This is a genomic window from Microcoleus sp. T2B6, from assembly GCF_036700475.1.
GTDB lineage: Bacteria > Cyanobacteriota > Cyanobacteriia > Cyanobacteriales > Microcoleaceae > Microcoleus.
On the sequence record NZ_JAUBOZ010000022.1, the window covers coordinates 58867 to 82915 of the forward strand.

20 protein-coding genes and 1 pseudogene are annotated in these 24049 nt (G+C 45.7%); 10 read left to right on the forward strand and 11 right to left on the reverse strand.

All coding sequences use genetic code 11. From position 1 onward, the window contains the following. Nucleotides 1-35 precede the first annotated feature (35 nt). Entirely contained in the window at nucleotides 36-1094 is a 1059-nt protein-coding gene (locus QUA00_RS12585) for a spermidine/putrescine ABC transporter substrate-binding protein (protein WP_333409821.1), read from the forward strand. 212 nt (nucleotides 1095-1306) lie between these two features. Beyond that, complete coding sequence (locus tag QUA00_RS12590; RefSeq protein WP_333306498.1) at nucleotides 1307-2395, forward strand: ABC transporter ATP-binding protein; 1089 nt, start codon at nucleotides 1307-1309, stop codon at nucleotides 2393-2395. A gap of 547 nt (nucleotides 2396-2942) precedes the next feature. Here the strand turns inward: QUA00_RS12590 and QUA00_RS12595 are convergent. Then, nucleotides 2943-5030, reverse strand: coding sequence for a thioredoxin domain-containing protein (locus tag QUA00_RS12595; RefSeq protein WP_333409822.1), 2088 nt, complete (start codon nucleotides 5028-5030; stop codon nucleotides 2943-2945). Nucleotides 5031-5154: 124 nt separating this feature from the next. Between QUA00_RS12595 and QUA00_RS12600 the strand changes: the two genes are divergently transcribed. Both QUA00_RS12600 and QUA00_RS12605 read left to right on the forward strand, forming a co-directional pair. Next, a complete protein-coding gene (locus QUA00_RS12600; protein ID WP_333409823.1) occupies nucleotides 5155-6729 on the forward strand; it encodes an outer membrane protein assembly factor BamB family protein in 1575 nt (524 codons plus the stop codon). Between the two features lie 81 nt (nucleotides 6730-6810). Continuing rightward, on the forward strand, nucleotides 6811-6948 hold the full coding sequence (locus QUA00_RS12605; protein WP_333142195.1) for a hypothetical protein: 138 nt from the start codon (nucleotides 6811-6813) through the stop codon (nucleotides 6946-6948). Between the two features lie 8 nt (nucleotides 6949-6956). On the opposite strand, the pseudogene QUA00_RS36815 reads toward QUA00_RS12605, so the two are convergent. Next, nucleotides 6957-7129, reverse strand: a pseudogene (locus QUA00_RS36815) (DUF255 domain-containing protein); the annotation flags it as partial. Between the two features lie 1174 nt (nucleotides 7130-8303). On the opposite strand from QUA00_RS36815, the gene QUA00_RS12610 reads away from it, so the two are divergent. From QUA00_RS12610 to QUA00_RS12620, 3 genes are all read left to right on the forward strand, one after another. Then, nucleotides 8304-8990: a PEP-CTERM sorting domain-containing protein gene (locus QUA00_RS12610; RefSeq protein ID WP_333142196.1), complete on the forward strand. Its 687-nt coding sequence runs from the start codon at nucleotides 8304-8306 to the stop codon at nucleotides 8988-8990. A gap of 1213 nt (nucleotides 8991-10203) precedes the next feature. Next, nucleotides 10204-11040, forward strand: coding sequence for a cyanoexosortase A (crtA, locus tag QUA00_RS12615; protein WP_333142197.1), 837 nt, complete (start codon nucleotides 10204-10206; stop codon nucleotides 11038-11040). Nucleotides 11041-11205: 165 nt separating this feature from the next. Next, nucleotides 11206-11703, forward strand: a complete 498-nt coding sequence (locus tag QUA00_RS12620; protein WP_333142198.1) for a 2TM domain-containing protein — start codon at nucleotides 11206-11208, stop codon at nucleotides 11701-11703. Between the two features lie 236 nt (nucleotides 11704-11939). Here QUA00_RS12620 and QUA00_RS12625 read toward each other — a convergent pair whose 3' ends face one another. The 9 genes from QUA00_RS12625 to QUA00_RS12665 all read right to left on the reverse strand — a co-directional run bounded on the left by QUA00_RS12625 (nucleotide 11940) and on the right by QUA00_RS12665 (nucleotide 19178). Continuing rightward, nucleotides 11940-12959, reverse strand: coding sequence for a CHAD domain-containing protein (locus QUA00_RS12625; RefSeq protein ID WP_333142199.1), 1020 nt, complete (start codon nucleotides 12957-12959; stop codon nucleotides 11940-11942). 498 nt (nucleotides 12960-13457) lie between these two features. Further along, a complete protein-coding gene (petJ, locus tag QUA00_RS12630; protein WP_333142200.1) occupies nucleotides 13458-13796 on the reverse strand; it encodes a cytochrome c6 PetJ in 339 nt (112 codons plus the stop codon). Between the two features lie 601 nt (nucleotides 13797-14397). Further along, entirely contained in the window at nucleotides 14398-14898 is a 501-nt protein-coding gene (gene psbV2 / locus QUA00_RS12635) for a photosystem II cytochrome PsbV2 (RefSeq protein WP_333058458.1), read from the reverse strand. Between the two features lie 154 nt (nucleotides 14899-15052). After that, nucleotides 15053-15541: a photosystem II cytochrome c-550 gene (gene psbV, locus QUA00_RS12640; RefSeq protein ID WP_333058459.1), complete on the reverse strand. Its 489-nt coding sequence runs from the start codon at nucleotides 15539-15541 to the stop codon at nucleotides 15053-15055. 145 nt (nucleotides 15542-15686) lie between these two features. Continuing rightward, nucleotides 15687-15878: a translation initiation factor IF-2 gene (locus tag QUA00_RS12645; protein WP_333058460.1), complete on the reverse strand. Its 192-nt coding sequence runs from the start codon at nucleotides 15876-15878 to the stop codon at nucleotides 15687-15689. Nucleotides 15879-16259: 381 nt separating this feature from the next. Beyond that, nucleotides 16260-17210: an acetyl-CoA carboxylase, carboxyltransferase subunit beta gene (accD, locus tag QUA00_RS12650; RefSeq protein WP_333142201.1), complete on the reverse strand. Its 951-nt coding sequence runs from the start codon at nucleotides 17208-17210 to the stop codon at nucleotides 16260-16262. 174 nt (nucleotides 17211-17384) lie between these two features. Continuing rightward, nucleotides 17385-17600: a hypothetical protein gene (locus QUA00_RS12655; protein WP_333102041.1), complete on the reverse strand. Its 216-nt coding sequence runs from the start codon at nucleotides 17598-17600 to the stop codon at nucleotides 17385-17387. A gap of 61 nt (nucleotides 17601-17661) precedes the next feature. Next, nucleotides 17662-18492 (reverse strand): prepilin peptidase, encoded by an 831-nt coding sequence (locus QUA00_RS12660; RefSeq protein WP_333142202.1) that lies wholly within the window; start codon nucleotides 18490-18492, stop codon nucleotides 17662-17664. 425 nt (nucleotides 18493-18917) lie between these two features. Then, nucleotides 18918-19178: a hypothetical protein gene (locus QUA00_RS12665; RefSeq protein WP_333142203.1), complete on the reverse strand. Its 261-nt coding sequence runs from the start codon at nucleotides 19176-19178 to the stop codon at nucleotides 18918-18920. 89 nt (nucleotides 19179-19267) lie between these two features. On the opposite strand from QUA00_RS12665, the gene QUA00_RS12670 reads away from it, so the two are divergent. The 3 genes from QUA00_RS12670 (at nucleotide 19268) to QUA00_RS12680 (ending at nucleotide 23913) form a co-directional block, all read left to right on the forward strand. Then, nucleotides 19268-20845 (forward strand): adenylate/guanylate cyclase domain-containing protein, encoded by a 1578-nt coding sequence (locus QUA00_RS12670; RefSeq protein WP_333409824.1) that lies wholly within the window; start codon nucleotides 19268-19270, stop codon nucleotides 20843-20845. 275 nt (nucleotides 20846-21120) lie between these two features. After that, entirely contained in the window at nucleotides 21121-22185 is a 1065-nt protein-coding gene (locus QUA00_RS12675) for a sulfonate ABC transporter substrate-binding protein (protein ID WP_333409825.1), read from the forward strand. Nucleotides 22186-22209: 24 nt separating this feature from the next. Beyond that, nucleotides 22210-23913 (forward strand): fumarate reductase/succinate dehydrogenase flavoprotein subunit, encoded by a 1704-nt coding sequence (locus QUA00_RS12680; protein ID WP_333409826.1) that lies wholly within the window; start codon nucleotides 22210-22212, stop codon nucleotides 23911-23913. The last annotated feature ends 136 nt before the right edge of the window (nucleotides 23914-24049 follow it).

A 24049-nucleotide genomic window follows, 5' to 3' on the forward strand; every position in this document is an offset into this window, starting at 1 on the left:
GTCATAATTATTTTTGTCTGCAACTAACACAACCTATGAAACGCCTGCTGACTTTCCTACTTTTGTTTGTGATGAGCGCAACGGTGGCTTTCGGCTGTAGCCCCACAGGTGGCAACCAACAAGTGCTCAGCATTTACAATTATGCCAGTTATATAGCCCCAGAAGCGATCGCCCAATTCGAGAAAGAGAACAATGTTAAAATTCAATACGACACTTTCGAGAACAGCGACGCACTCTATGCCAAACTCAAACAGGGAAACCCCGGTTACGACTTAATATTTCCCGCCGATTACATGGTGAAAATCATGATCGCAGAAAATCTAATTGAGCCGCTGAATTTAAACAATATTCCCAACCAAAAGAACCTAGAACCTAAGTTTATCAATCAAGCTTTTGACCCTGGTAATAAATATTCCTTGCCCTACCAGTGGGGAACGATGGGAATTGGCTACAACGCGAAAATAATCCAGGGAGAAATTAACAGTTGGGCGGCGATGTTCGACCCAAAATATACCGGAAAAGTCGCGTGGCAAGACGATGCCCGATACACATTTGCAGGAGTTTTAATGTATTTAGGATTTGATCCAAATACCACCAATCCCGAAGAAATTAACAAAGCCCGCGATTTGCTGATTAAAAGTAAAAATATCATTGCAGCTTTTGTCCCCGACACCGGGCAAAATATGCTAGATCAAGGAGAAGTAAATTTGACAATGGAATGGAGTGGCGATATTTTCCAAGTGATGACAGAGAATCCTAATATCCGTTACGCTATTCCCAAAGAAGGAACAATCATTTTTTCTGACAACATGGCAATTCCCAAAGGTGCGCCCCAGAAAGAGTTAGCGGAAAAATTTATTAACTTTATTTTGCAGCCAGAAGTCGGCGCCCAAATTTCCAATTTTACCCACTTCGGATCGCCCAACAAAGCAGCAATTGATCAAGGTTTAATCGACCCGAAAGATTTTAAAAATCCTCAAATTTACCCGTCGGCTGAGGTGTTTGCCAAAATGAAATTATTACAGGATGTCGGGAAAGCAACTGCATTGTACGATCGAGCTTGGACGGAAGTTAAAGCCGGGGCCGGAAAGTAGATATAACACAGGTTTGTGCCGGGGCGGGTTTACTTAAATTTTAAGTTTGCATTGGAGTTGCACCATCGTCAAGAACGGGCAAGATGCCCGTTCCACAAAACTTAATTTTATTGTGGAACGGGCATCTTGCCCGTTCCTAAACAATTAATTGAGAATGGTGCAAGATATCAGGACTCGATCTCAGATTTTTATTACTCACACATACTAACACAATGCACTCTGTCGAGGTTTTAGAAGTTTCCAAAGTATTTAAAAGTGTCCGCAGTCAAGATTTCCTGGCTGTAGATAACATCAACCTGCAAATTTACGATCGAGAATTCTTTTCTTTACTCGGCCCTTCCGGCTGCGGCAAAACTACAACTTTGCGAATGATAGCGGGTTTTGAAATTCCCACAGCGGGCGAAATTTACATTCACGGCCAACCGATGCAAAATCGCCCACCGTTTCACCGCCCAGTAAATACGGTATTTCAAAATTATGCTTTATTTCCGCACATGACAGTAGCACAAAATGCCGCTTTTGGGTTAGAAATGGAGAATTTGCCTCAGAAAACAATTCGCGATCGCGTTGCTGAAGCCTTAGCATTAGTACAGTTAACCGAGGTAGGAAAACGCTATCCCCGCCAACTGTCAGGAGGACAGCAGCAGCGAGTAGCACTAGCAAGAGCATTAGTCAAACAGCCGTCTGTTTTGCTGTTGGATGAACCTTTAGGAGCGCTGGATTTAAAATTGCGTAAAGAGATGCAATTAGAATTAAAAAAAATGCAGCGTAAATTAGGAATTACGTTTATTTATGTGACTCACGATCAGGAAGAAGCACTAACGATGTCGGACAGAATTGCAGTGATGGATGGAGGAAAACTGCAACAAGTCGGCACGCCAGTTGATATTTATGAATATCCTAAAACGCGGTTTGTTGCTGATTTTATTGGCGACAGCAATTTTTTAAGTGGTCGAGTAGTAGAAAAGCAAAACGGTAAAATAATCGTGTTGGTTGACCAGGAGTTGCCCGTGTTAGTTGCAACAACCGAAGATATCCCCCCTGGGAAATTTGTTACCCTGGTGTTGCGGCCAGAAAAAGCTGCTATTTATCCGGCTAATTATGATGCTGAAAATAGCTGGCCCGCAATAGTAGAAGAGGCTATTTATATTGGCACTGATACGCGCTATACGGTGCGGTTGACTGCTAAAAGTTCGATCGCCCTTCGCCGACAAAACTTGCACAGAGATGACTTGCAGCGACACCAAGTCGGCGACAGCGTTCGAGTGGCAGTGCCGCCGGAAAGTATCTGCATTTGTTGACACTCAAGCGGGCTGAAGCCACGCTCGATTCTGCGGACAGAGTAAGATTAGGTAGTGTCAAAAGTCTAACTATCGCTACCGTCGTCAAGCACCGTCTAATATTATGTCCGGTCGATTCCCTCCGCTTCGCTTCGCCCGAAATCAGGTAGGGGCGGGTTCACCAACAATACCTGCCAATAATTGACAATCTCAAAAACCCGCCCCTGCCGGGATATTATGGTCAATCGATCGGACATGATATAACCAGTAAAGCTAAGGATCGTCAATTAAATAATTTCCCTTTTTTCTTGTGGGATGGGCGTCCCGCCCGCCCAGAAAGGACGGGCGGGACGCCCATCCCACAACAAACAGGAAAAGTGGATTTTATTTAATTCTCATTCCTAAGTCCAAGCGACGTGACAATGGAAGACTTAGTTGAGATTGTGGAAGATTGAGGAGCAGATTGAAGATGTACATCCTTCCCGGTAAAAAATAATCTACTTCTTCTTTCTGCTTCCTCCTTCTTCCTTCGCGTCTTCGCGGTTCAATAATATAGACAGTATGGGTACTAAACTCGCGTTTGACTTTGCAAAATTTCCTCCAACAGCCGCTCTTGACTTTTCGCAGGTTCCTTGCAAGTCAAACACTCGCAAACTAACCCGATAACCCCTTCAGGCAAATCAGCCTCAATCTGACAGACAGCAGTCGGATAATACTGCGAAATCAACCCCGAAATCTGGTCGGGAGTCGTGCGAATCAGGGTAGAATGCTGATACCAGTCGATCGCCGAAAGTAGACTCGGACAAGCTTGCGGAGCATCTTGTACAATACTGCTGAAAGCTTGCAAACCTTGCTGCGCGCGATCGAGATATTCTAAATTAGGGCCCAACAGCGCGAGGCGAACCAAAGAGGCGATCGCAATTCCATTTGCCGCCGGAGTTGCATTGTCTATATAGCTGCGTTCCCGCACCAACAAATCTCCGCTAGCATCCTTAGCAGTATTGTAATATCCTCCCAATTCCACGCTCCACAAAAACTCATCAAACTCTTCTTGCACCTGCACAGCTTTCTCCAACCAAAAGTGAGAATTCGGCAACTGTTTTGCCTCTTCCCCGTTGCTTAAAGTCAAACTCGCTTGATGCAAATCCAACAAAGCTTTCACAAACAAAGCATAATCTTCCGACTGCGCGGTAACAGCAGATTGTCCGTCATAATTCAACCGCTGAAACCGCCCATCCGTCCACTGATTGTCTAAAATAAAATTAGCCGCTTTCACAGCTAATTCCAGATATTCCAAATTTCCAAAAACAGCCGCAGCGCGGGCTAAACCCGAAATCATTAAGCTATTCCAAGCCGCAATCATTTTCGTGTCAGTAACTGCGGGAATTCTACCCGGCCAAGTGTCGTTTTTAGCTTCTTGATTGTTGCGGGCTGGCGGCAAGGTTTTTACAGTATCGGGATTGCCACCGTAACGCACCGCAAAGAGTTTAGCCAAAGCCGTTTCTATCGTGTCGCTCAGTTTTCCCGGATGGCGGCGCTGCAATACATTCTTGCCTTCAAAATTGCCGTTGCGACTAACAGTAAACTGTGCTTTTATTTCTGCCAATTCCTCAGCAGTTAATAGTTGTTCCAGTTCGGCATAAGTCCAGACATAAAATGCTCCTTCTTCCGGTTCAACTTCTTCAGAAGTGTTAAAGCTGTCCGCATCCTGTGCAGCATAAAAATAGCCTGTTGGCGCAATCATTTCTCGCTTCAACCATTCTACTGTCCCTGCGATCGCAGTTTCAAAAGCCGGTTCTTGTATTCCCGCGCTCCACAAATTTGCTAAATACTCAACAATTTGACCGTTGTCGTAGAGCATTTTTTCAAAGTGTGGCACAGTCCAAGTCGCATCAACCGTGTAGCGGTGAAATCCGCCTCCTACGTGGTCGTAAATGCCGCCCAATGCTAAGTCTAATCCGCGCTGAGTGCAGACTTGTTTGCTGTCGTATTTTGATTCAAAATTAAATCGCGTTCCCCGCAGTGCTAGCTCAGCATAAGGTATCATCGGAAAACTGGGGCCGGGGTTGCTGCCCGCAACAATTCCCGTGTTGAGTTCTAAGCCTTTTTGGAAGAGTTCGCGATTTAATTCGGCGGTCACTCCTGACAGCGCTGCCGTCTGTTGGAGGTTGCCTAAAATCTCTGCTTTGAAGGCTTCTACTTTGCCTTTTTCTGTGTCGTAAAAGCGGCGAATTGCTTGCAAAACTTCTAAAAATCCCGGCCGTCCGTAGCGCGGTTCTACGGGGAAATAAGTGCCTCCGTAGAAGGGAACTCGCTCGTCTGGAGTGAGAAAAACGTTGAGCGGCCAACCGCCTTGACCGGTCATCATTTGCAAGGTTTGCATATAAATGCTGTCGATATCCGGGCGTTCTTCGCGATCGACTTTTATCGGTATAAAATGCGAATTCATGTATTGGGCGATCGCGCGATCGGAAAATGCTTCCCCTTCCATCACCGTACACCAGTGGCAGCTAGAGTAGCCAATGGACAGGAAAATCGGTTTATTTTCGCTTCGGGCCGCTTCTAGGGCTTCGTCGCACCAGGGCCACCAGTCGATCGGATTTTCGGCGTGTTTCCGCAGGTAAAGGCTTTGGGATTGAGCAAGACGGTTGACCATAATCAAATCCACTTTAACTCGTGCTGAGTAAGCTTGTCAGTTCTATAGCAGTTTAGCGCGAGATGTTTTAGTTGAGTTGCTGATAATTATGTTTTAATATTAAGGCTGATTATCTCGATCTAATATGAGCTTATCATCTCGGAGAACCTTCAATCAACAGCTAGGACAATTTTTGCTGAGTGCTGCTGTTCCTCCTGCTGTTATCAAACTGAGCCAAACTGAATCCTCGGAGCAAGCTTTATTAGAAACTAATCTTAACAATTTCCTGGCTAAAGCAGACCCAGAAATAGAATTATTAGTCCCGACCTTTTTAGGTAACGACAAGCGTCGGTTCTACGGCAGAGGTGTTCCGAAAAGTTTGAAGTTAATCGACAAATTTGAGCTAGGAAGCGGACGGACTTTTCTGGGAAGGCGGTCTGTAGTTTGGAGTGGCGCGGGTTGGACTGGACAGCCAACCATTACCAGAGACCGGGGGAAAACTTATTTAATTATAGGTGCTTATGACCACAATTTGCGAAAAATAGATCTTGCTACCAATAAAGAAGTTTGGCGCTATAAGTTTGATGATATAATCAAAGGCTCCTCAACGATTTATATCGATGAAAAAGCTAGCGCCGAAAACAAAATTGTGATTTTGCAAGGCAGCCGCAGTGGCGGGGGTGGCAAAAGTGTCGTGCCGAGTTTCAGGGCAATATCTTTTAGAACTGGCAAGGAACTTTGGAAATTGGACATCAGGAGAACGCCCAGCTACAGCCGCGATAATGACAGCAGCGCTTTGGACCTCGGCGGCGGCGTTTTGTTCAATGCGGGGGAAAATGCGATCGGCTATTTTCTCGATAGTTCCACAAGCAGTGCAAAAATCAAACAAGGCATCAAGCAGCCAAATATCTTGTCGGAATTACAGCTTTATGCAGCAGCAGATATCAGCAAGCACCGCGGCAACTTGGTAGCGGAGTCATCGCCATCACGGCTCAAAGATAGAATATTTATAGCTGCTGGTTCCGGTCATATTTACGGTATTAGCATTGAAACTAAAAAGATAGTTTGGGATTTCTATACTGGTTCAGATTTGGATGGAAGTGCAGTAATTTCTAAATCAGGAAAACTCTTTTGTGCCATTGAAAAACAATACATTCAGGGCAACGGCGGAGTGCTGAAGCTGAATCCAAACAAGGAACCGAATGCCAGCGTCGAATGGTTTTTGCCTACCGGAAATCGCCGCCTTTCTAGCTGGGAAGGCGGGATAATTGGCTCGGTGGCGTTGAATGACGAGTACAATTCAGGGGAGTTTCCGGCGCTGTTTGCCACAAATGCGATCGACGGCAATTTGTACATCGGTTCCCAAGATATGATTACAGGTAAAAAAATTTTTGTGCCTTGGCGAAACCAGTCTTACGATACTCCGGTAATAGTATTTAAAAAAGCGATTGGTTCTTCAATTTCGACTCCGATTTTTACCGATGGCAATAAACTGATCAGTGCGGGATACAACGGTGTTTATTTGTTCAATTTGAATTGGGAACGAGCGAAGTCGGGGGATCAAAATGCTTTGAAAAATGCCAAAGGGGAGTTTTACCGTTTGAAAGTAATAGAATCGGGGAGATTTAAGCCGGGTTTGTCATTTGAGGCGACACCTGTAGTTTGGGACGGAATTGTGAGGATTTGCGCGAGAGATGGCTGGATGTATACTTTGGGTTAGTTATTGGTATTTTGTACCTCTATCGGGAACAGGCAAGATGCCTGTTCCACAATAAGTAGACTCTTTTGTGGAACAGGCATCTTGCCTGTTCCTAAAAGGGTGTTGAAATCCGCGGTGGGCTTGGGATTGTCGCTGAATGCTGAGAATGTCGATCGAACTGAAGGAGAAGACTACGAACAAGCGTTTGGGCGGCGGTTCAAGAAACAGGTGAGACAGTGAAAAGCGCTTTTTATCGGTATAAAGTGCGAATTCATGTATTGGACGATCGCCCGATCGCAAAATGTTTCCCCTTCCCTCACCCTACACCAGCGGCAGCTAGAGTAGCGAATTGAAAAAAAATCGGTTTATTTTCCCTCCGGGCCCTCTCTCAGGCTTCGTCGCACCAGGCCCACCAGTCGATCGAATTTTCGGCGTGTTTTCGCTTTTGCTGGCTAAGCTTGTCATATTATGTCCGATCGATTACCCCTAATACCGTAGGGGCGGGTTCACAAACCATACCTGCCAATAATTGACAACCTCAAAAACCCGCCCCTTGTATCTTAAAAGAGTGAGACGGTAGGGGGCAGGGCCGTTTCATTCTCTTGTAGGGGCAATCCCCCCGTGGTTGCCCCAATCCCGTGACTGCCCCAATCCCGTGGCTGCCCCAATCCTGTGGTTGCCCCAATCCCGTGGCTGCCCCAATCCCACCAAATGCCTAACAAATCCTGGATGGGTGGGGTAGGCATTCTTGGCACAACCCGTACAAAAAGCTGGTTTTCCCTAGGGGCAATCCGACCCCTACTCCCCGTGGTTGCCCCGAAACAGCCCTGACGGTAGAGGCGTTCCGAAAACTATGTCCCTGAAAGTCGAGTCGTCCCTTTAGTCGGCCAAAGTTCCGGCGTCACAGATAATAACGAGCACCGAAACCATTGGTCTCTAAATTGAGATGTTGCACCATGATCGATAAGCCTGTTTTGGGCGGAATCTCCTGCCCAACCCCCACTCCCCACAAGAAAACTCATTCTTTGTGGAACGGGCCCCAGAGCCGGTTCTTGGTAATGGTGCAACATATAAGTCTAAAAGGCGCTGGTTGCTGAATCCGAAAGCGAGAATCGACGCACCGAATATGATCCAAGATTTTGTCCTGAGTTATAGCCCACATTCCGCAGCTTCCACTGTCACCATCGCTTTTTACCTATTTTTACCCACCAATCAAGCTCTCACTTAAACTTCTCTACCGTACATTCACGGATAAAAAACTTTTTAAGGGCATAATTTACAGCTTGAAAATAGTTTTATCAGTAATTATGCTGTGTTACACCCCAGTTTAGGAATCTGAGTTATAGCTTTTTGAAAGACAGAACATTCAGGACTCAAATCCGGGTAGCAGCACCCCTATTATTTGATGCACGCCATAGGAAATAGCGAGCTAGAAGCCATCAATTTAGGCATTTTGCCTAAATCAAATCAGCTTATTCTCAATCTTCATCGAATCTTTATCAAAACTACTTGCATTAACTTGTGCTTTGCTTTAGATTGAATATGTGAAGGGAAAAAACCTACTTGCAGTCAACTTAAAAATAAAGGTGTTAACCATGAAATCCCAATTAAACTTAGTCAAATCTATTTTAGCTGTTGCCGGTATCGCCGCTGTTAGTGCAGTCTCTGCAGCACCGGCTTCCGCCATCGGCTTGGCACCTGCCTCTGCCTTCAGCTTTGCTAATATCGTGGGTGGGGATACGCCAGGAGATGCCTATGCAAATAGCTTTTCATTTGACGTAATTGACCAGGGTTCATCAGTTCTTTTTAATATCTTCAACTCTGGAAATGCCGCAGCCTCTGAGATGTTTATCAGTAAAGTTTTCTTTGATGATAATAACTTTCTGTCGGGTGTGGCTAACATTTATAACAATAGTAACGTAGCTTTTACTGGGGGTGCTAGTAACGATCAGTTGCCTCAAGGTGGTAATGGCTTCACCACAGACTATGCCTTCTCACGTAACACTGGTGCTGGTAATAGATGGGGTATCCAAGGTGGCGAAATGTTGGGATTGAGCTTTACTGGAAATTATGCTAACGTAGTTTCCGCGTTGACTAACGGTTCCTTAAAATTAGGTTTGCACGTTCAAGCCTTACCAGGTGGTGCAAGCGATTCTTACATCAGCAGCACTAGCAACACTGAAGCTACTCCTGAACCTTTAACAATGCTTGCTGCTGGAGCCGCTGTTGGCTTTGGTGCTATGTTCAAAAAGCAACGCGCTCAAGCTCAAAAAGGTGAATAGGCGATCGTTTGAACTGGTTTTCGATTCTGGCTTGATGCCAAACTGATTATTTTATGTTCGGGCTAAAAACCTGGTTTCTTGGTGAAACCAGGTTTCTTAGTATCTGATAGCGCGCCACCGTGACAACCCCAGACTTTGAAGCCGAAATCAGAGCATCTTATATTTGTAAAAACACTTCTTCTGGCTCCTTCCTTCTTCCTCTTTCCTCCTGGCTGCTGCCTCAAATTGCTAGGTTGGCTGCTTTCATTGAGAGGCTGCCGTCAAATCGCCCCTAGACAGCGCATTTAAGAACTACCGTAAGGCTGTTTCTGAAGCATTTCCGATATATAGCAATCCTTGCAGGAGTCGTAAATTTTTTACCCCACCCAAACCCTCCCCAAACCCCAGGGCTGTTTCGGGGCAACCACGGGGAGTAGGGGTCGGATTGCCCCTACGGAAAACCAGGGTTTTGTAGGGGCGGTGCCAAGAGTGCCCGCCCCCACCCACAGATGATTTCATGGGCATTTCAGGCATCGGGGCTCTTCACGAGGGTTGGCCCCTACAAGAAAATGAAACAGCCCTGCCCCGAAGCCGCTCTGAGGAAGAAATTCACAAATGATTTAGGATTGCTATAAAGACACCCTCGATTCTTGAAAAGCAAATAATCACCATTGAGCATGGCTCGAACTCTAACTCGCTCAGCCGTATTTACTCGAACCTCAGTGTCACACCATGCACGGAGCCAATTGCGCCTACTCTCAAGAAATCCAAACCTCATTCAGGCTACTTATTTTTAATTTTTGTTGATTAACTCCCTTTTTAGTCTTTGCTTACAGGGGCTAAGTAAGCAAGCGCTAGGCATCCAACCAATCATTTCGAGTACCAGTCTTTTCACCAGGTGTCCTAATCCTGAGCTATGCGTTGCCTCTAAGTCTCATCATTCATCAAATTCCAGAGTGTCTACTAACCTCATCTCAAAGATTTACAGCCCTTAAAATCCCCCAAGTCCTTTCCGTAGGAGGGATTCAAGCTACTAAGTTGTCTAAATCCCGTACTATTTTTATGATATGATCTAAAAATTAGTCTGGACTGTTTTTAGTTCGTAGTCTGAAACCCTCGATTTTCCGTGGGTACTTTGATGGCCAAATCGCCTTGCCACCCTTATTCTACGGTTGACAATCAAAAACAGTCCGCAGTATGGCTCTAATCAATCAACTAATAACTAATATCTAAAATGTTCAAGAGAAAACTTTTTTGGCTCATCATTATCGCCACAGCTTTAGTAACTCTGAATATGACACTCCTGTGGAAAATGGACGATGTTGCTCATTTTTGGATGAGTATAGTTTTTTGGTCCGCTGTGGGTTCCCTACTGTGGGACAAGCAGGATATTCTCAAACAGAGTGAGGGAAAAAATGACGTATTATCGATTGTCGCTGGGACAATATTAATAGCTTTTATTTTATTTAAAAGTGCTCTGGTTTCCAGTAAATTCGATCCTTTTTTAAGACTGGCACCTTTTTTGTCTGGTTTAGGTTTGAGCTTAATTGCGGTAGGCTTTCAGAACTTAAAACTATATTGGCGTGAATTGGTAATACTATTTTTTCATGGCACCCCCAGTGTCATTACGTTACCTTTAGTGGATTTTGTTACCTCGCTTACTGCTAAATTTGCTTATTATTCTTTGTGGTATGTCGGTTTTAATGCAACACGTGAGGGTAATTATGTTGCTTTACCGACAGGAAGGGTGTTGGTAAATGGGGGTTGTTCGGGTATAGAGGCAATGAATTACTTATTAGGTTTAGCTGTAGTTTGTTTGGTGATGTTTCCTACTAAACAAAATAAGGCTTTGGTAATAGGTGTCGCTGTCCTTTTTGGTTTTATTATTAATGTTTTTCGAGTGGCGGGAATGGCATTGTTAGTTGCATCTAATCGCCTAGATTTGTTTAAATATTGGCATGAGGGTGAAGGTTCTTTAGTCGTGGGAATGATTGCAGTGATTTTGTTTGGGATATTTTATCAATTTATGTTGAAACGAGATAGCCAACTTAGTCAAAGTTCGGGAAATTAATTAGTTGCAATTTGAGGTAATATATCGGTTCTTCGATTTCCCCTCCCATAGTCAGGAGTCTTACTCAAATGTCCGGGTGTTGAAATCCGCCAATGTCACTACCTGTCGTTTAACGCCGTCTATATCTATCATAAAAAGGATGTCAGGAATTATAGGAAACTTGTTATGCCGACAAATGAAAGTCAAATAAGTCAAGTTTACGGTTCAGAGGATGCTCAGGGTATTTTACAGCTTGCGATCGCGCGGCGACAGGATGAAGGGGAATTATCGAGAGTGCAGCTTTTCGAGATTGCAGCGGAATTGGGCATTTCCGAACAGGATATTGTAGCTGCGGAACAGCAATGGTTAGCAACTAGAGGAGAAGTTCAAGAAAAGCTGGTTTTTAACTCTTACCGTCGTCGCAACTTGCAGAAAAATGTGACCAAGTACGGTATTATCAATACTTTTTTAGTTTTGTTTAATCTAGCAGGTTCGCACGAGCTTTCTTGGTCACTTTTCATTTTACTAACCTGGGGATTGGGATTGTCGCTGAATGCTTGGAATGTTTATCAAACTGAAGGGGAAGATTACGAACAAGCATTTCAGCGGTGGCGTTTGAAGAAACAGGTGGGAGAGTCGATTGGTACTGCGACGAATAAGTTTATGAAGTGGTTACAGTCGTGATTTTCTATGGTAAAAAACGCGATCGCCCTTTCTTTTACTTGACACTGGTGAAGTAATTCGGATTTTAACTCGTTACTGGAAAGAATAATTGTTAAGGTTTTTTCTTGAACCTCTCCCCAAGAGCGATCGCCCTTTATTGAGTTATACAATCAAGGACACTGCAATGCCATGTCCCTACAAATATCCCTCTTTGAGTCCCTCCCGCCAGTCTATCGCATTCTCTCCTCGCGAAAAACCTAACTTTCCTGGGGCAACTTTCCCTTAGTCGCATCTTCAACCACAGGATGAATTAAAGCAGATCGGAAACCTTGCCGAATTTCCGAACTCAAATACCTGCGCTGCAAAACCTGCCATTTTTGCCAAGCTGCGTAGCGATTTTCGGCCAACAAACCAGCCAACTTCGGCAACTCTTTTTTCAGATCGCGATCGACAAAATCTGTCAAAAACTCGCCTAAAACTTCACTGTCTTGAATATCGCCCAAACATTCCTGAATAGCTTTCACATCTTCGACATAAACTTCGTAAGTCTCGCTGTAAAAATTCCCAAACAGATTCATCAAATAGCGAACCCGCTTAGCTTGCTTCCGCAAATCGTGCAGAATAGTTCCCTCCGCTGCTAACTTCTCTTCGACAGCCTCAGCATTTAAATCATCAGCAACTTTAACTTTGCCATCTTCATATTTTGTACCCAGCAACCAAGCCGGATGTAGGAAAAACTCGCTGACTTGAGGTAACAGTAAATCGGGCAAAACCTCAGCAATTGGCAAATGTTCGATCGCCCGAAACTTCGGTTTTTCCAGCCAATCCTCGATCGACTGCTTCAGCGATTCGTAGCTTTTGTGCTCTAAAATCTCCCTCACCCCTTTCAAAGCCCGGTGGCGCTGTTTGAGCAAATTCGACAAAGCCTTATCCAAAACTTCCTGTTCCTGGGCCGGCAAATTCGGGTAATAGCGGTTTTGGAGACTTTCGAGCATCACATCCAAATCCCTGAGCGTTCCCAGAATCCGCCCCACCTTACCAATTTTACGTTCAGAAGCCTCTTTTGGCCAATCTATAACCGGAGCAAAACCAGTCACAGCCGATCGCAAACGTCTCAATCCCACGCGCATTTGATGAAGTTCTTCCGCGTCTTTGTCTTTGATAACTTCAGCCTCGTGCGCTACACTTTTGCGGAAATATTTCTCAATCGCCCCAGATGCAGCGTCTCCGAGTGTTTTAACTGGAGTTTTAACTTTTGCTGATGTTTTTACGTTCATGGCAGGTGTAGACTCCACTTTCCTGATTGATTTTAATTTTGATTTCAAAGCTTTGCTAATAAGGGGTTATATCCTAGCACACACTTTTAATTTAGGAAGCGCAGCCACAATAAATCTTAATATAAAGTGCTTGACCATTTCTACAAAATCAGCATTTAGGAATCTTCAATCTCCAATCTTCAATCTCCAATCTTCAATCTCCAATCTTCAATCTTCAATCTTCAATCTCCAATCTTCAATCTTCAATCTTCAATCTCCAATCTCCAATCTCCAATCTTCAATCTTCAATCTTCAATCTTCAATCTAAAATCTAAAATCGAATTACCCTCCCTCGCCCTTGAGCTAATAAAAATCGGATTTCTGGCGCGCTTTCCCAAATAGGTTAAGATCGCTGCAAACCGATGTTTATTCGCCAAAGGGTGAGAGAGGGTGCGATCGGGAGGACAAGTTTTAAATTAAATCAAACCCGCCCAGGCTGCCCGACTTCAAAGAGGCAGTTTAGCCTTTCCAGTCTTTCTCAGATTGCTCGAGCACGTAGGTTGCTACATCCTCGATTTGTTCGGGCTTCAAGCGGCCGGCGAAAGCAGGCATAGCATTTTTGCCCTTAGTTACCTGAGTGGTAATAGCTTCGAGAGAATTCATACCGTACTTCTCAAGAGCAGTCTTTTTCAAGGTTTTCATGGCCATAACCACGTTGCCGCCACCGATGTGACAAGCAGCACAGTTCGAGCTAAAGATTTTAGCTCCTTTAACCGCATCACCTGCCAAAGCAGGGCGACCAAAGCCGACGGTAAAAATTGCGAACGCTAATAGGGCGATCGATAAGAGTCTTTTCAACGCAGTTCTCCTCTAATGGACACGCAAGGGGTGATTCTTTAGATATTTTACCTGGTGAAATACCTAGCACTGACCTTTTTTACAGTGTAGGCTTCGTGTCTCGTTTGCCGTTGCTCTGTTGGGTATCTCATTACAGAGATTCGTCACTGAAGACGATCCGAGTCTTACACAGCATTTCTGGGCTTTTACACCCTTTATCCCTTCGTAGGGAACCCACGCAGAAGCCCTGTTTCCCAAGGCAAAAACTATTTTCGTACAACAAACTTGGATTGTATTTTATGGTGGGACGTGCCTTACCAACCAGCGGTCTGTTCTTTCCCCCTTTCTCTCGCAGTTGTCCTTGGCCAAGCATATTACTGCTACTGTAGCCTGTTGTTTGCAGTCGAGTGGGTGGGTCGCAACCACTTATATCTTACACATTTTTTTGCTAGAGAAACAGTAAATTGTCGCTCTTTTTCATAGACGTTGCTTTGCTTATATCCCGACGCCCAATTGAGTACAATTACAGCGTGGGACTTACGCCAAATTAGTTAAAACAGGCGCGATCGCGCAGTCGTATCGCCTTCTTCCGAGTAATTTACCACTTTTTGGCAGTAGCAGTTCAACTCTCAAAATTCTCCACGCCCCAGCCCGGAGCTTTCTGAGCAGCCCGGATCACAAAAGCCGCTAAATTTTCAATCTCAGCCTGTGGCATCCAGCTTTCCGGCACTTGGCGGCACCAAAAAGTCTCCTCAGTACCGTCATAAGTCATCGGTTCTCTCAGATACGCCACCAGACTATTGATATTGTTGCGGGGAGGGGTTGCCCCCTTGAGGTCAGCCAAAGACAGAGATATCGTCGGATCGGGCAAATTAGCTCCTCCGACGTGACAATTCAGGCAATTTTGCTCGAACAATACCTTGCCCGCAGACAAATCAAACGCCGAAAACAAGCGAGTATGTCCCTCAGAGTCCAACTCCAGAGCCACAGGTTCGCTGGCTTGTAAATACCTATTCACATAAGAATCGGCAGCAGCCAAAACAGGTTGAGGAGCCAACAGCACGAGTGGCAAAATAATTAACATCCCCAACAGAAAGCAGACAAAAGCACCACGACGCAGCATGAGGGACTACAACCTTTTGCGATAATCAATGAGCAGGAGGTAAATTTTAGATTTCAGATTTTAGAGCGAAAAACGACCAGCCAGCAATCCTTGCCGAACTTCAGCCCTCTCCCAATCCAAAATCCAAAATCTAAAATCTAAAATCTAAAATCGATTAGCGAGCGCCTTTGCCACCAGCCCACTGCTTGGAGACAATTTTTGGCTGCAACAGAATGTGACCGGCAATCGCGTACAAATCGTCATCCGAGAGATTTCTCATCTCAGCGAAAATATCCGCACTCTTCATGCTCGGATGCAGTTCCGAAATTTCCTCAAACCCGTCATAAGTGGTGGGATTTTTCATAAAGTCCACCAGCGACTCAATATTATTCCGGGGCGGGTTGGCCAAAGCCAGAGTTTCCGGGCTCAAATTCACGTTCGGGTCAGTTTTGGTCATGCCCGCAGCGTGACATTGAGCGCAAGCCGAATTGAACAGGCGTTTGCCTTGCTCAACTTGTTTGAGGCTCAGCACCACTGGAGTACCCTTGTCATTCAAAGGCAGAGTGCGAAGTTCAGGACTCAGTTCGATAGCCATCGCACTGCTGACAAATAACTGAAAGCTCAAGAATACAGCGGTCAGAGCAATGAAATATCTTTTAAGCATGGTTCTCCTTAAAAAAATCCGGCAAATTATTGAACGCTAAGAGATCATACCTGGCAAACAGATTTGTGTTCAAAATTCCCTGAGTCTGCAACAACTGGCGAAAGTTTGTGCAGCCATACCTTTAAAGGTAGAGGAATTTTGCGATCTAATCTGCAAGAAGTTTTGAGTCGCGCCTTTTTTCGAGAGTGGACATAATTGCCTTAACATCCTCCAAAGCCAAACGGGTTTGAGGGTGCTTGTAGGCAATTTCCAACTCGTCGCACAAGCGGATCACTTCTTCAACAGGGACGTTGAAGTCCTCTGCTATTTCTGCGATGGACAGGTCTGCAAAACCCATAATTTTTAGGTCGCTGACAGGTCAAAATTGAGTTGACGGCTATTAACTGAAAACCGGACAATTTTAGAAAGCGCTGTTAGCTTGTTCTGTTAGTTTGTTCTGTTAGTTTGTTCGATCGCAAGCTAACTAACCGCTAACTGCGACTAGGCATTTTTGCCCAGCCTAACTTCAGGGCCAATCAACTTCCGATCAATATCATCCCACTGCTGGGTCGTTATTACCAATAGGAGTTGCGCGGGCGGGACTCAAAACCCGGTGTCTGGGTCAATATCTGGCTACCAAACTCAATATTTTTCCTCGAAACCGGGTTTTGAGCCATTCCTCAGAAATTTTTCGTCTCTCCCCCGGACTCACCAACAGACAATCCTCCGGCGCAGCAGCTTAGGGAGAAAGTTTGAAAGCGTGAGTCTGCGGGGACACAGCGTGGCTATCGCTGCCATTGAGGGCGGGAAATTCCGAGTCTGCCAAGAAAGGCTGTTGCTGGTGGAGGCTGATGAGCTGACCGAGAGTTTTCTTTAATTGAGTCCGGGGTACAATCAAGTCTACAAAACCGTGGGCGAAGGAGTATTCGGAAGTTTGATAATTTTCCGGCAGCTTTTCCCGCAGAGTTTGTTCGATTACCCGGCCGCCCGTAAAGGCCACAGTAGCTTTTGGCTCTGCAATTATAATGTCTCCCAGCATGGCAAAACTGGCGGTGACGCCACCGGTGGTCGGGTGGGTCAAAATCGGGATGTAAAGCAGTCTCGCTTCCCGGTGGCGTTCCAGAGCCCCGGAAATTTTAGCCATTTGCATCAAGCTGAGCATTCCTTCTTGCATTCTTGCACCACCGGAAGCGCAGACAATGATCGCGGACAAGCGTTCCCGCGTGGCGTGTTCGATGAGGCGAGTTAGCTTTTCTCCGACTACTGAGCCCATGCTGCCGCCGATGAACTGAAATTCCATGACTCCGAGGGCGACTGGCAAATTTTCTAGTTTGCCGATGCCTGTTTCTACGGCGTCTAGGTGGCCTGTTTTTTCTTGAAATTCTCGGAGTCGATCGCTATATTTTTTTCGATCGCGAAATTTCAGGGGATCGGTGGCGTGCAGTCCTTCGTTAAGGGGCATCCAGGTATTGGGATCGATCAATTGCTCGATGCGATCGTCACTGTAAACTCTGATATGATGCCCGCATTCCAAGCAAACCATTTGATTTGCTCGCAGGTCTTTGGTATAACTCAGGGCATCGCAAGCTTCGCATTTATTCCAAAGTCCGTCCGCAATTTCTCGTTCCGGCCGTTCTTGGGAGTTCGGTACTGATTTTCGTCGATTTGCAAACCAATCAAATAGAGACATTAAAACTTGGTATTTGTTAACTGTTGACTGTTGACTGTTGACTGTTGACTGTTGACTGTTGACTGTTGACTGTTGACTGTTGACTGTTGGCTGTTGTTATTTGTGAGTTGTTAGCTGCTACCAATAACTAATAACTAATAACTAATAACCAATAACCCATAACAACAGACTTGACTACTGACTATTGTCCTCTTCAACTGGACTGATGAGGAGCCATGCTGTTCGCTGGTGTTGTGGAAGAACTTGCAGGGCTGTAGCACTCCCAGCCCCGAAATAAGATGCTATGCCCAAGTCTACAATCCGGGCCGGGATTTCATGAGCAGCTAGGAGCTGCTGCATTAATTCCGCTTCCCAACGAAAGCTAGTAGTTGTAAGTGTAATCCAAGACACGGAACAATTTTACCAATTTTTGAGACAATATTATGTTCGATCGCGCCTGACTACGGGCACATCAGAAACTAAAATTCGGGAAAAACAACTGCCAGTAACTAGATAAGATCGCTTCGCCCCACAGAGCAGTAATTGCTGTACCTAGAGCCAGAAACGGGCCGAAAGGCATGGGTTGACGCCGATCGAGCAACCCGATAGCGATCGCCCCACCACCAACAAAAGCCCCGGCGACACAAGCAATAAATCCCGCTAGCAGCAAGTATTTCCAGCCCAGCCAAGCTCCCATCAAGGCGGCTAATTTGGTATCTCCGGCGCCCATAGCATTCTGCCCCAGCCCGATCGTCCCGGCAAGTCCGATCGCGTCAAACAGCCACAACCCGACAACTGATCCGGCGATCCCATCGAGTACCAGATAGTTTACCGAGTCGATCAAACTAAATGTCGGCCACAAACCTTTCGCCATTTGGAAAACCAATCCGAGCACCAAACCCGATCGAGTTAAAGAATTAGGCAAAGTCATTGTATCGCAATCAATCAAAGACAAAGCCAACAGCCAGCTAAACAAAGCCCAAAAACCAAGAGTTTGGACTGTTACGCCAAACCGCCAGAAGATTAGCAAAAACAGCAAACCCGTAGCTGCTTCCACCAGTGGATAGCGGGCCGAAATCCGACTGTGGCAGTGATTGCAGCGTCCCCGCAGCCACAGCCAACCGAAAACGGGTATATTTTCGTAATTTCTGAGTTGATTTAAACATTTGGGACAGCGAGAAGGAGGGTGGATCACCGACAAACCCGCAGGCAACCGATAGACTACCACATTTAGAAAGCTGCCAATAGCCGCTCCGAAAATAAAGACGATCGCCATGACAAGGGAATTAAAGATTATTTCCATTAAGTTGACTGTTCACTGTTGACTGTTGACTGTTCACTGTTGACTGTTCACTGTTGACCGAAAGCATCCAGGATACAAGCCCCCGGATTCGTCCGTCCAGAAATAAAAAACCTGTATCCGATAAAGGAGCCCCCGAATTTATCCGTGGGGTCAATCTTCAATTCTTTAATCTAAAATCTAAAATCTAAAATCTAAAATCGATTGACTGTGGTTATTTATTAATTGTTAGATTGTGTTCGGTCAATTACCCATAAGGTTTGTAGTAAGGACTTTAGTCAAAAGTCAAATTCTTAGGACTAAAGTTCTCACTACAAACCTATTTTTTGACACTCGATCGAGCCAACATAAATATTAGTTGTCAATGCCCCATGCCCCATGCCCAATGCCCCATGCCCCATGCCCCATGCCCAATGCCCAATTACTAATTAATACATTTGAGATTCAATTTCGTCAAAAGTAACAAAACGTTCACCGGGCAATAAAATCGGCTGCGAAGCAAAAATTAACTGACCTCGATCGCTTCCTTGACTGACAACTACACCCGCCGGACGCTGCATCTGCTCGGAATGCACTTTCAGATACATACCATAGGCCGATCGAGCAGCTCGGATCAAATCGGGAGCTAGCAACCGGTGACTTTCGGAAGTTTCTATCGTGGGTTCTGGGTTTGGCTGGTATGGAGTCACTGGAAACTTATCATAATGGTATAAAGTCGAGCTATTGGTGTTGCCTCTACATTGATAGAACTTACCCTATTTTTTAAGAATAAACTTAGGTGGAAATTATTAATAGATTAACCTACAATCCTCCCTTGGCTGCGATCGAACTGCGGCTGCGATCGCTCCTTTCCGCTCAACTGTACGCTGCTGCGTGGGTAGATCCGTCCCCCGCAACGCTAATGGGGGTTTTCGATCACCTGCGAACTCTGCGCTACATCCTCCACGACTACGTGCCCAGGCCCGTGTCCGAATCTCCGCCCAACCCAGGCGAGGTGCGCTACCAGTGGCAAACAGGCACTTTGCTGTTCACGGATTTGGCAGGGTTTACCTCGCTGTTGGAAGCGAACGCGACCCAGGGGCGCAAGGGAGCTGAAAGCCTGCTGGGCGTGATTAACGACTATTTTGCCTCGATGATTGAAATTGTCAGCAAATCGGGCGGGGATTTGCTGGAGTTTACCGGAGATGCGATGCTGGTGCAGTTTCCGTCAGGGGTTTACCAAGAGGATACAGCCAGGGCGGTGCGGGCTGGTTTGCGGATGCAGCGGGCGATGGCTGAATTTGCCAATATTGAAACGGCGCGGGGTGTTTTGTCTTTGAGGATGCGGGTGGGCATCCACTGCGGCCGCTATATTAGTGCTGACATCGGTACGCCGCTGCGGATGGCTCACGTACTGCTGGGGCATTCTGTCCAGCAAGCCAAGCAAGCTGAGGGTTGTGGGACTGTGGGGCGGGTGTGTGTGACTGAAACTGCTAGAGAGTCTGTGGGAGAGCAATTTCGTTTTGAACCGGGCAAACCGGGTTATTTTTTGGTGGCGGACGATTTCACGGACGATCGACTCGGAGAGTATGATATCACTTTGACTCGGCGGCGGATGCCGAGTTCGGTATTGCTCGATCGCAGCGTTGCGGGTTTGGTAAGCGAAATCGGGCAAGCTGTGAATCGGCTTGAACCCCTTGCTAGTTATATTCCCAAAACTATCCTGAGACTGCTGGTGGAAAATGCAGACAGGCGGAAAATTCCACCGGATTTTCCTGAACCGACGGTGATGTTTGTCAACTTGATAGGTTTACCGGAGTCTGTGGAGAAAGCTTCGCCGGAGGAAGAAGTCAATCTGGTAGTGAGTTTTTCTCGGGTGTTTGCGTCGATCGATGCTGTAGTCTCAGCTAAAGGGGGCGTGTTGCAAAAAGTAACGGCGCACTTAGATGGTTCGGATATGCTGATTTATTTTGGCGTGCCCGACGCTCACACGGATGACGCCAGCCGCGCGGCTAGTGCGGCGATTGCGATCCGAGATATCATTTCAGGTTTGCCACCAGTAATTATCGGCGGTGAAGAGGTGGGAGTAAGCTGTCAAATTGGGCTATCCCTGGGGCCGGTGTTTGCTGCTGAGGTTGGGGAACCGCGAGGGCGCAGGGAGTTTAATATCCTCGGCGATACGGTGAATACGGCGGCTCGGTTGATGAGCAAGGCGGGGGAAAACCAAATTTTGATTGCTGAAAGGGTGTGTGAGTCGATCGGGCTAAACTTCATTTGTGAGGCTTTGGGATCTGTTGCTCTGAAGGGGAAATCTGCTCAAACTCCGATTTTTGCTTTGCAAGGTGCAAAAGGGGAGAAGGGAAAAGGGGGCGTTTAAATAACTTTGCTGGGCAATAAGGGCCTACTACTGGTCAATTGAGAGCATGACCAACCATTACCGCATCATTATTATGCGCGATCGTACCCCAAAATCCTAAAATACGGTAAATCGATTAAATTAGCGTATATTCCCTGTAATACCGACAATTTTTAATAAATCTGTAAAAATAAAATTACCCGCCCTCTGCTTAACTATTAACTCCGGTAATTTTATCGATATACAGTGGTATACTGCCAGTAAAGTTACTCTCAATCCCTTTCTTGTTGGCATTTATGTTGATTAAGCTGGCAGAAACCCACCTCTTAGGCATTTTGAGCTACTGCCACCAAATTTTCCTTTTTCGGAGAGTTCGCAGTCTTTCCCTGCTATTTGCAACCGGACTCGGCTTGAGTTTGGTAGTGGCGGCTTGTTCTCCTACCGCTACCACGCAGGACACAGCCACTGCGAACACTTACGCACCTCCAAAAAGCGTTACAGTTAGCATCGGCTATCAAAAATCAGCTACCGTTCTCAACGCTCTCAAAACCAAAGGCGACTTAGAAAAAGCTTTAGCAGCCTCCAAATCTTCTGTAAAATTTGTAGAATTTCCTGCTGGGCCTCCTCTATTAGAAGGAATGAACGCAGGTAGTATTGACTTTGGCTACACAGGAGAAGCACCGCCAGTTTTTGCTCAAGCTGCTGGAACTGAATTAGTTTATGTTGCTTACGAAACTTCAAATCCTAAGTCGGAAGGTATCCTAGTTCCCAAGGATTCACCTATAAAAACTGTTGCCGATCTTAAAGGCAAAAAAGTAGCTTTTGCCAAAGGTTCTAACACACACTACCTCCTAGTTAAAGCCTTAGAAGCGGCTGGACTTCAATATAGCGACATCAACCCAGCTTTCCTCAAACCAGCAGAAGCCCGCGCCGCTTTTGAAGGGGGAAATGTCGATGCTTGGGCAATTTGGGACCCGTACTTAGCCGCAGCAGAAAAATCCGCAGGCGCGAGACTTATAACAGATGCAACAGGAATCGCTGCCAATCGAGGTTACTATCTTGCGCGCAAGGGTTTTGTGGACGAACATCCTGAGATGTTGAAACTCATTTTAGATGAAGTCAAAAAGGTAGATCGATGGGCTGCAGACAATCCAGTAGAAGTGGCTAAATTTCTGGAGACGCAATTAGGGATAGAAGCCTCCGTGTTAGAAGTGTCTGAAAAGCGACGCAAATATGGCGTTTTTCCCCTCAGCGATGAAGAGATTGCTGGACAGCAACAAATTGCTGATACCTTCCAAAAACTGCAACTTATTCCTAAGCCCGTCCAAATTAAAGAAATCGTCTTGAAAGATGGTAAGTAGGGTCATTAGCCAGGAGAAATTAACGTGAATACTCAATGGATAAAAACTGATGTGCTTGTAATTGGTGGCGGTACGGCTGGCACGATGGCTGGTATCAAAGCTAAACAGGCAAATCCTGACAGCGAAGTGCTAATTTTAGAAAAGGCAAATATTCGCAGAAGTGGTGCGATCGCAATGGGAATGGACGGTGTAAACACTGCCGTCATTCCCGGCCATTCTACACCAGAACAGTACGTTCGCGAAATTACCCTTGCTAATGACGGCATTCTCAACCAAAAAGCCGTTTATCAAACTGGAAAGTTAGGCTATGAAGTCATCCAAGAGTTAGAAAGTTGGGGAGTAAAATTTCAGAAAGATGCCCAAGGTAACTACGACTTAAAACAAGTTCATCGGGTCGGCAAATATGTTTTGCCAATGCCCGAAGGCAAAGACCTCAAACAAATTTTAACCAGACAGGTAAAACGCCACAAAGTTAAAGTTACCAATCGAGTGATGGCAACCCGCGTTTTAGTGCAAGCAGGACGCGCTACAGGAGCCGTTGGCTTTGACGTGCGAAGTGGCGATTTTGTAGTAATTCAAGCGAAAGCTGTCATTCTTTCTACAGGTGCTTGTGGTCGTTTAGGACTACCCGATTCCGGCTATCTTTATGGCACCTATGAAAATCCGACTAATGCCGGAGATGGCTACTCAATGGCTTACCACGCTGGAGCCGAACTCACTAACATTGAGTGTTTTCAAGTCAACCCGCTAATTAAAGATTATAACGGCCCTGCTTGCGCTTATGTCGCCGGACCCTTCGGTGCTCATACTGCTAATGCCGAAGGTCATCGCTTCATTAGTTGCGATTATTGGAGCGGTCAAATGATGCTGGAAATCTGGAATGAATTACACTCTGGTAAAGGCCCAATTCAATTAAAAATGACTCATCTCGATGAAGATACTATCGCTGAAATAGAGTCAATTCTTTGGTCAAATGAGCGGCCGAGTCGAGGTCGATTCCACGAGGGGAGAGGGGAAAATTATCGTGATCACGGCGTTGAAATGCACATTTCTGAAATTGGGCTATGCAGCGGCCACAGCGCCTCTGGTGTTTGGGTGAATGAAAAGGCAGAAACAACTGTGCCCGGACTCTACGCAGCGGGAGATATGGCAAGCGTTCCTCATAATTACATGATCGGGGCTTTTGTGTTCGGTAGAATAGCAGGAACTAATGCCATTGACTACATCCAAAGTTTAGATTATGTCGAGCCTGACGCTGATTTTCTGGAAGCAGAAAAAACGCGGGTTTATGCACCTTTAAACCTGCCCAATGGAATCCCTCACACGCAAGTAGAATATAAGTTACGGCGCTTAGTGAATGATTATTTACAACCACCCAAAGTAGGAAACAAAATGGAGATTGGGCTGAAAAACTTTGTCCGTTATCAAGAAACTCTACAGGAAATGGGCGCTCACGATCCTCATGAGTTAATGCGCTGCATGGAGGTTCACTTTATTCGAGACTGTGCGGAGATGGCGGCGAGGGCTTCTTTGTATCGCTGTGAGACTCGTTGGGGGCTTTATCATTATCGGCTAGATTACCCTGATAAAAATAATGAAGAGTGGTTTTGCCATGTTAATTTGAAAAAAGAGGAATCTGGAGAAATGAGCTTGTTTAAGCGTCCAGTTGAACCTTATATTGTGGATGTTGATTTACATAAAGAGGATTATAATGTTGTAGCGCGTTGAGTTATAGTAATATTAGGTTATTTGTTCCCGTCATTTGGACAAATAATACTAAGGTTACTATACATTAAAGTGGGATGTGAGATATTGTCTAGTTGAGGGATTTTTAGATCGGGAAGATATTGTAGAGTGCCTCAGT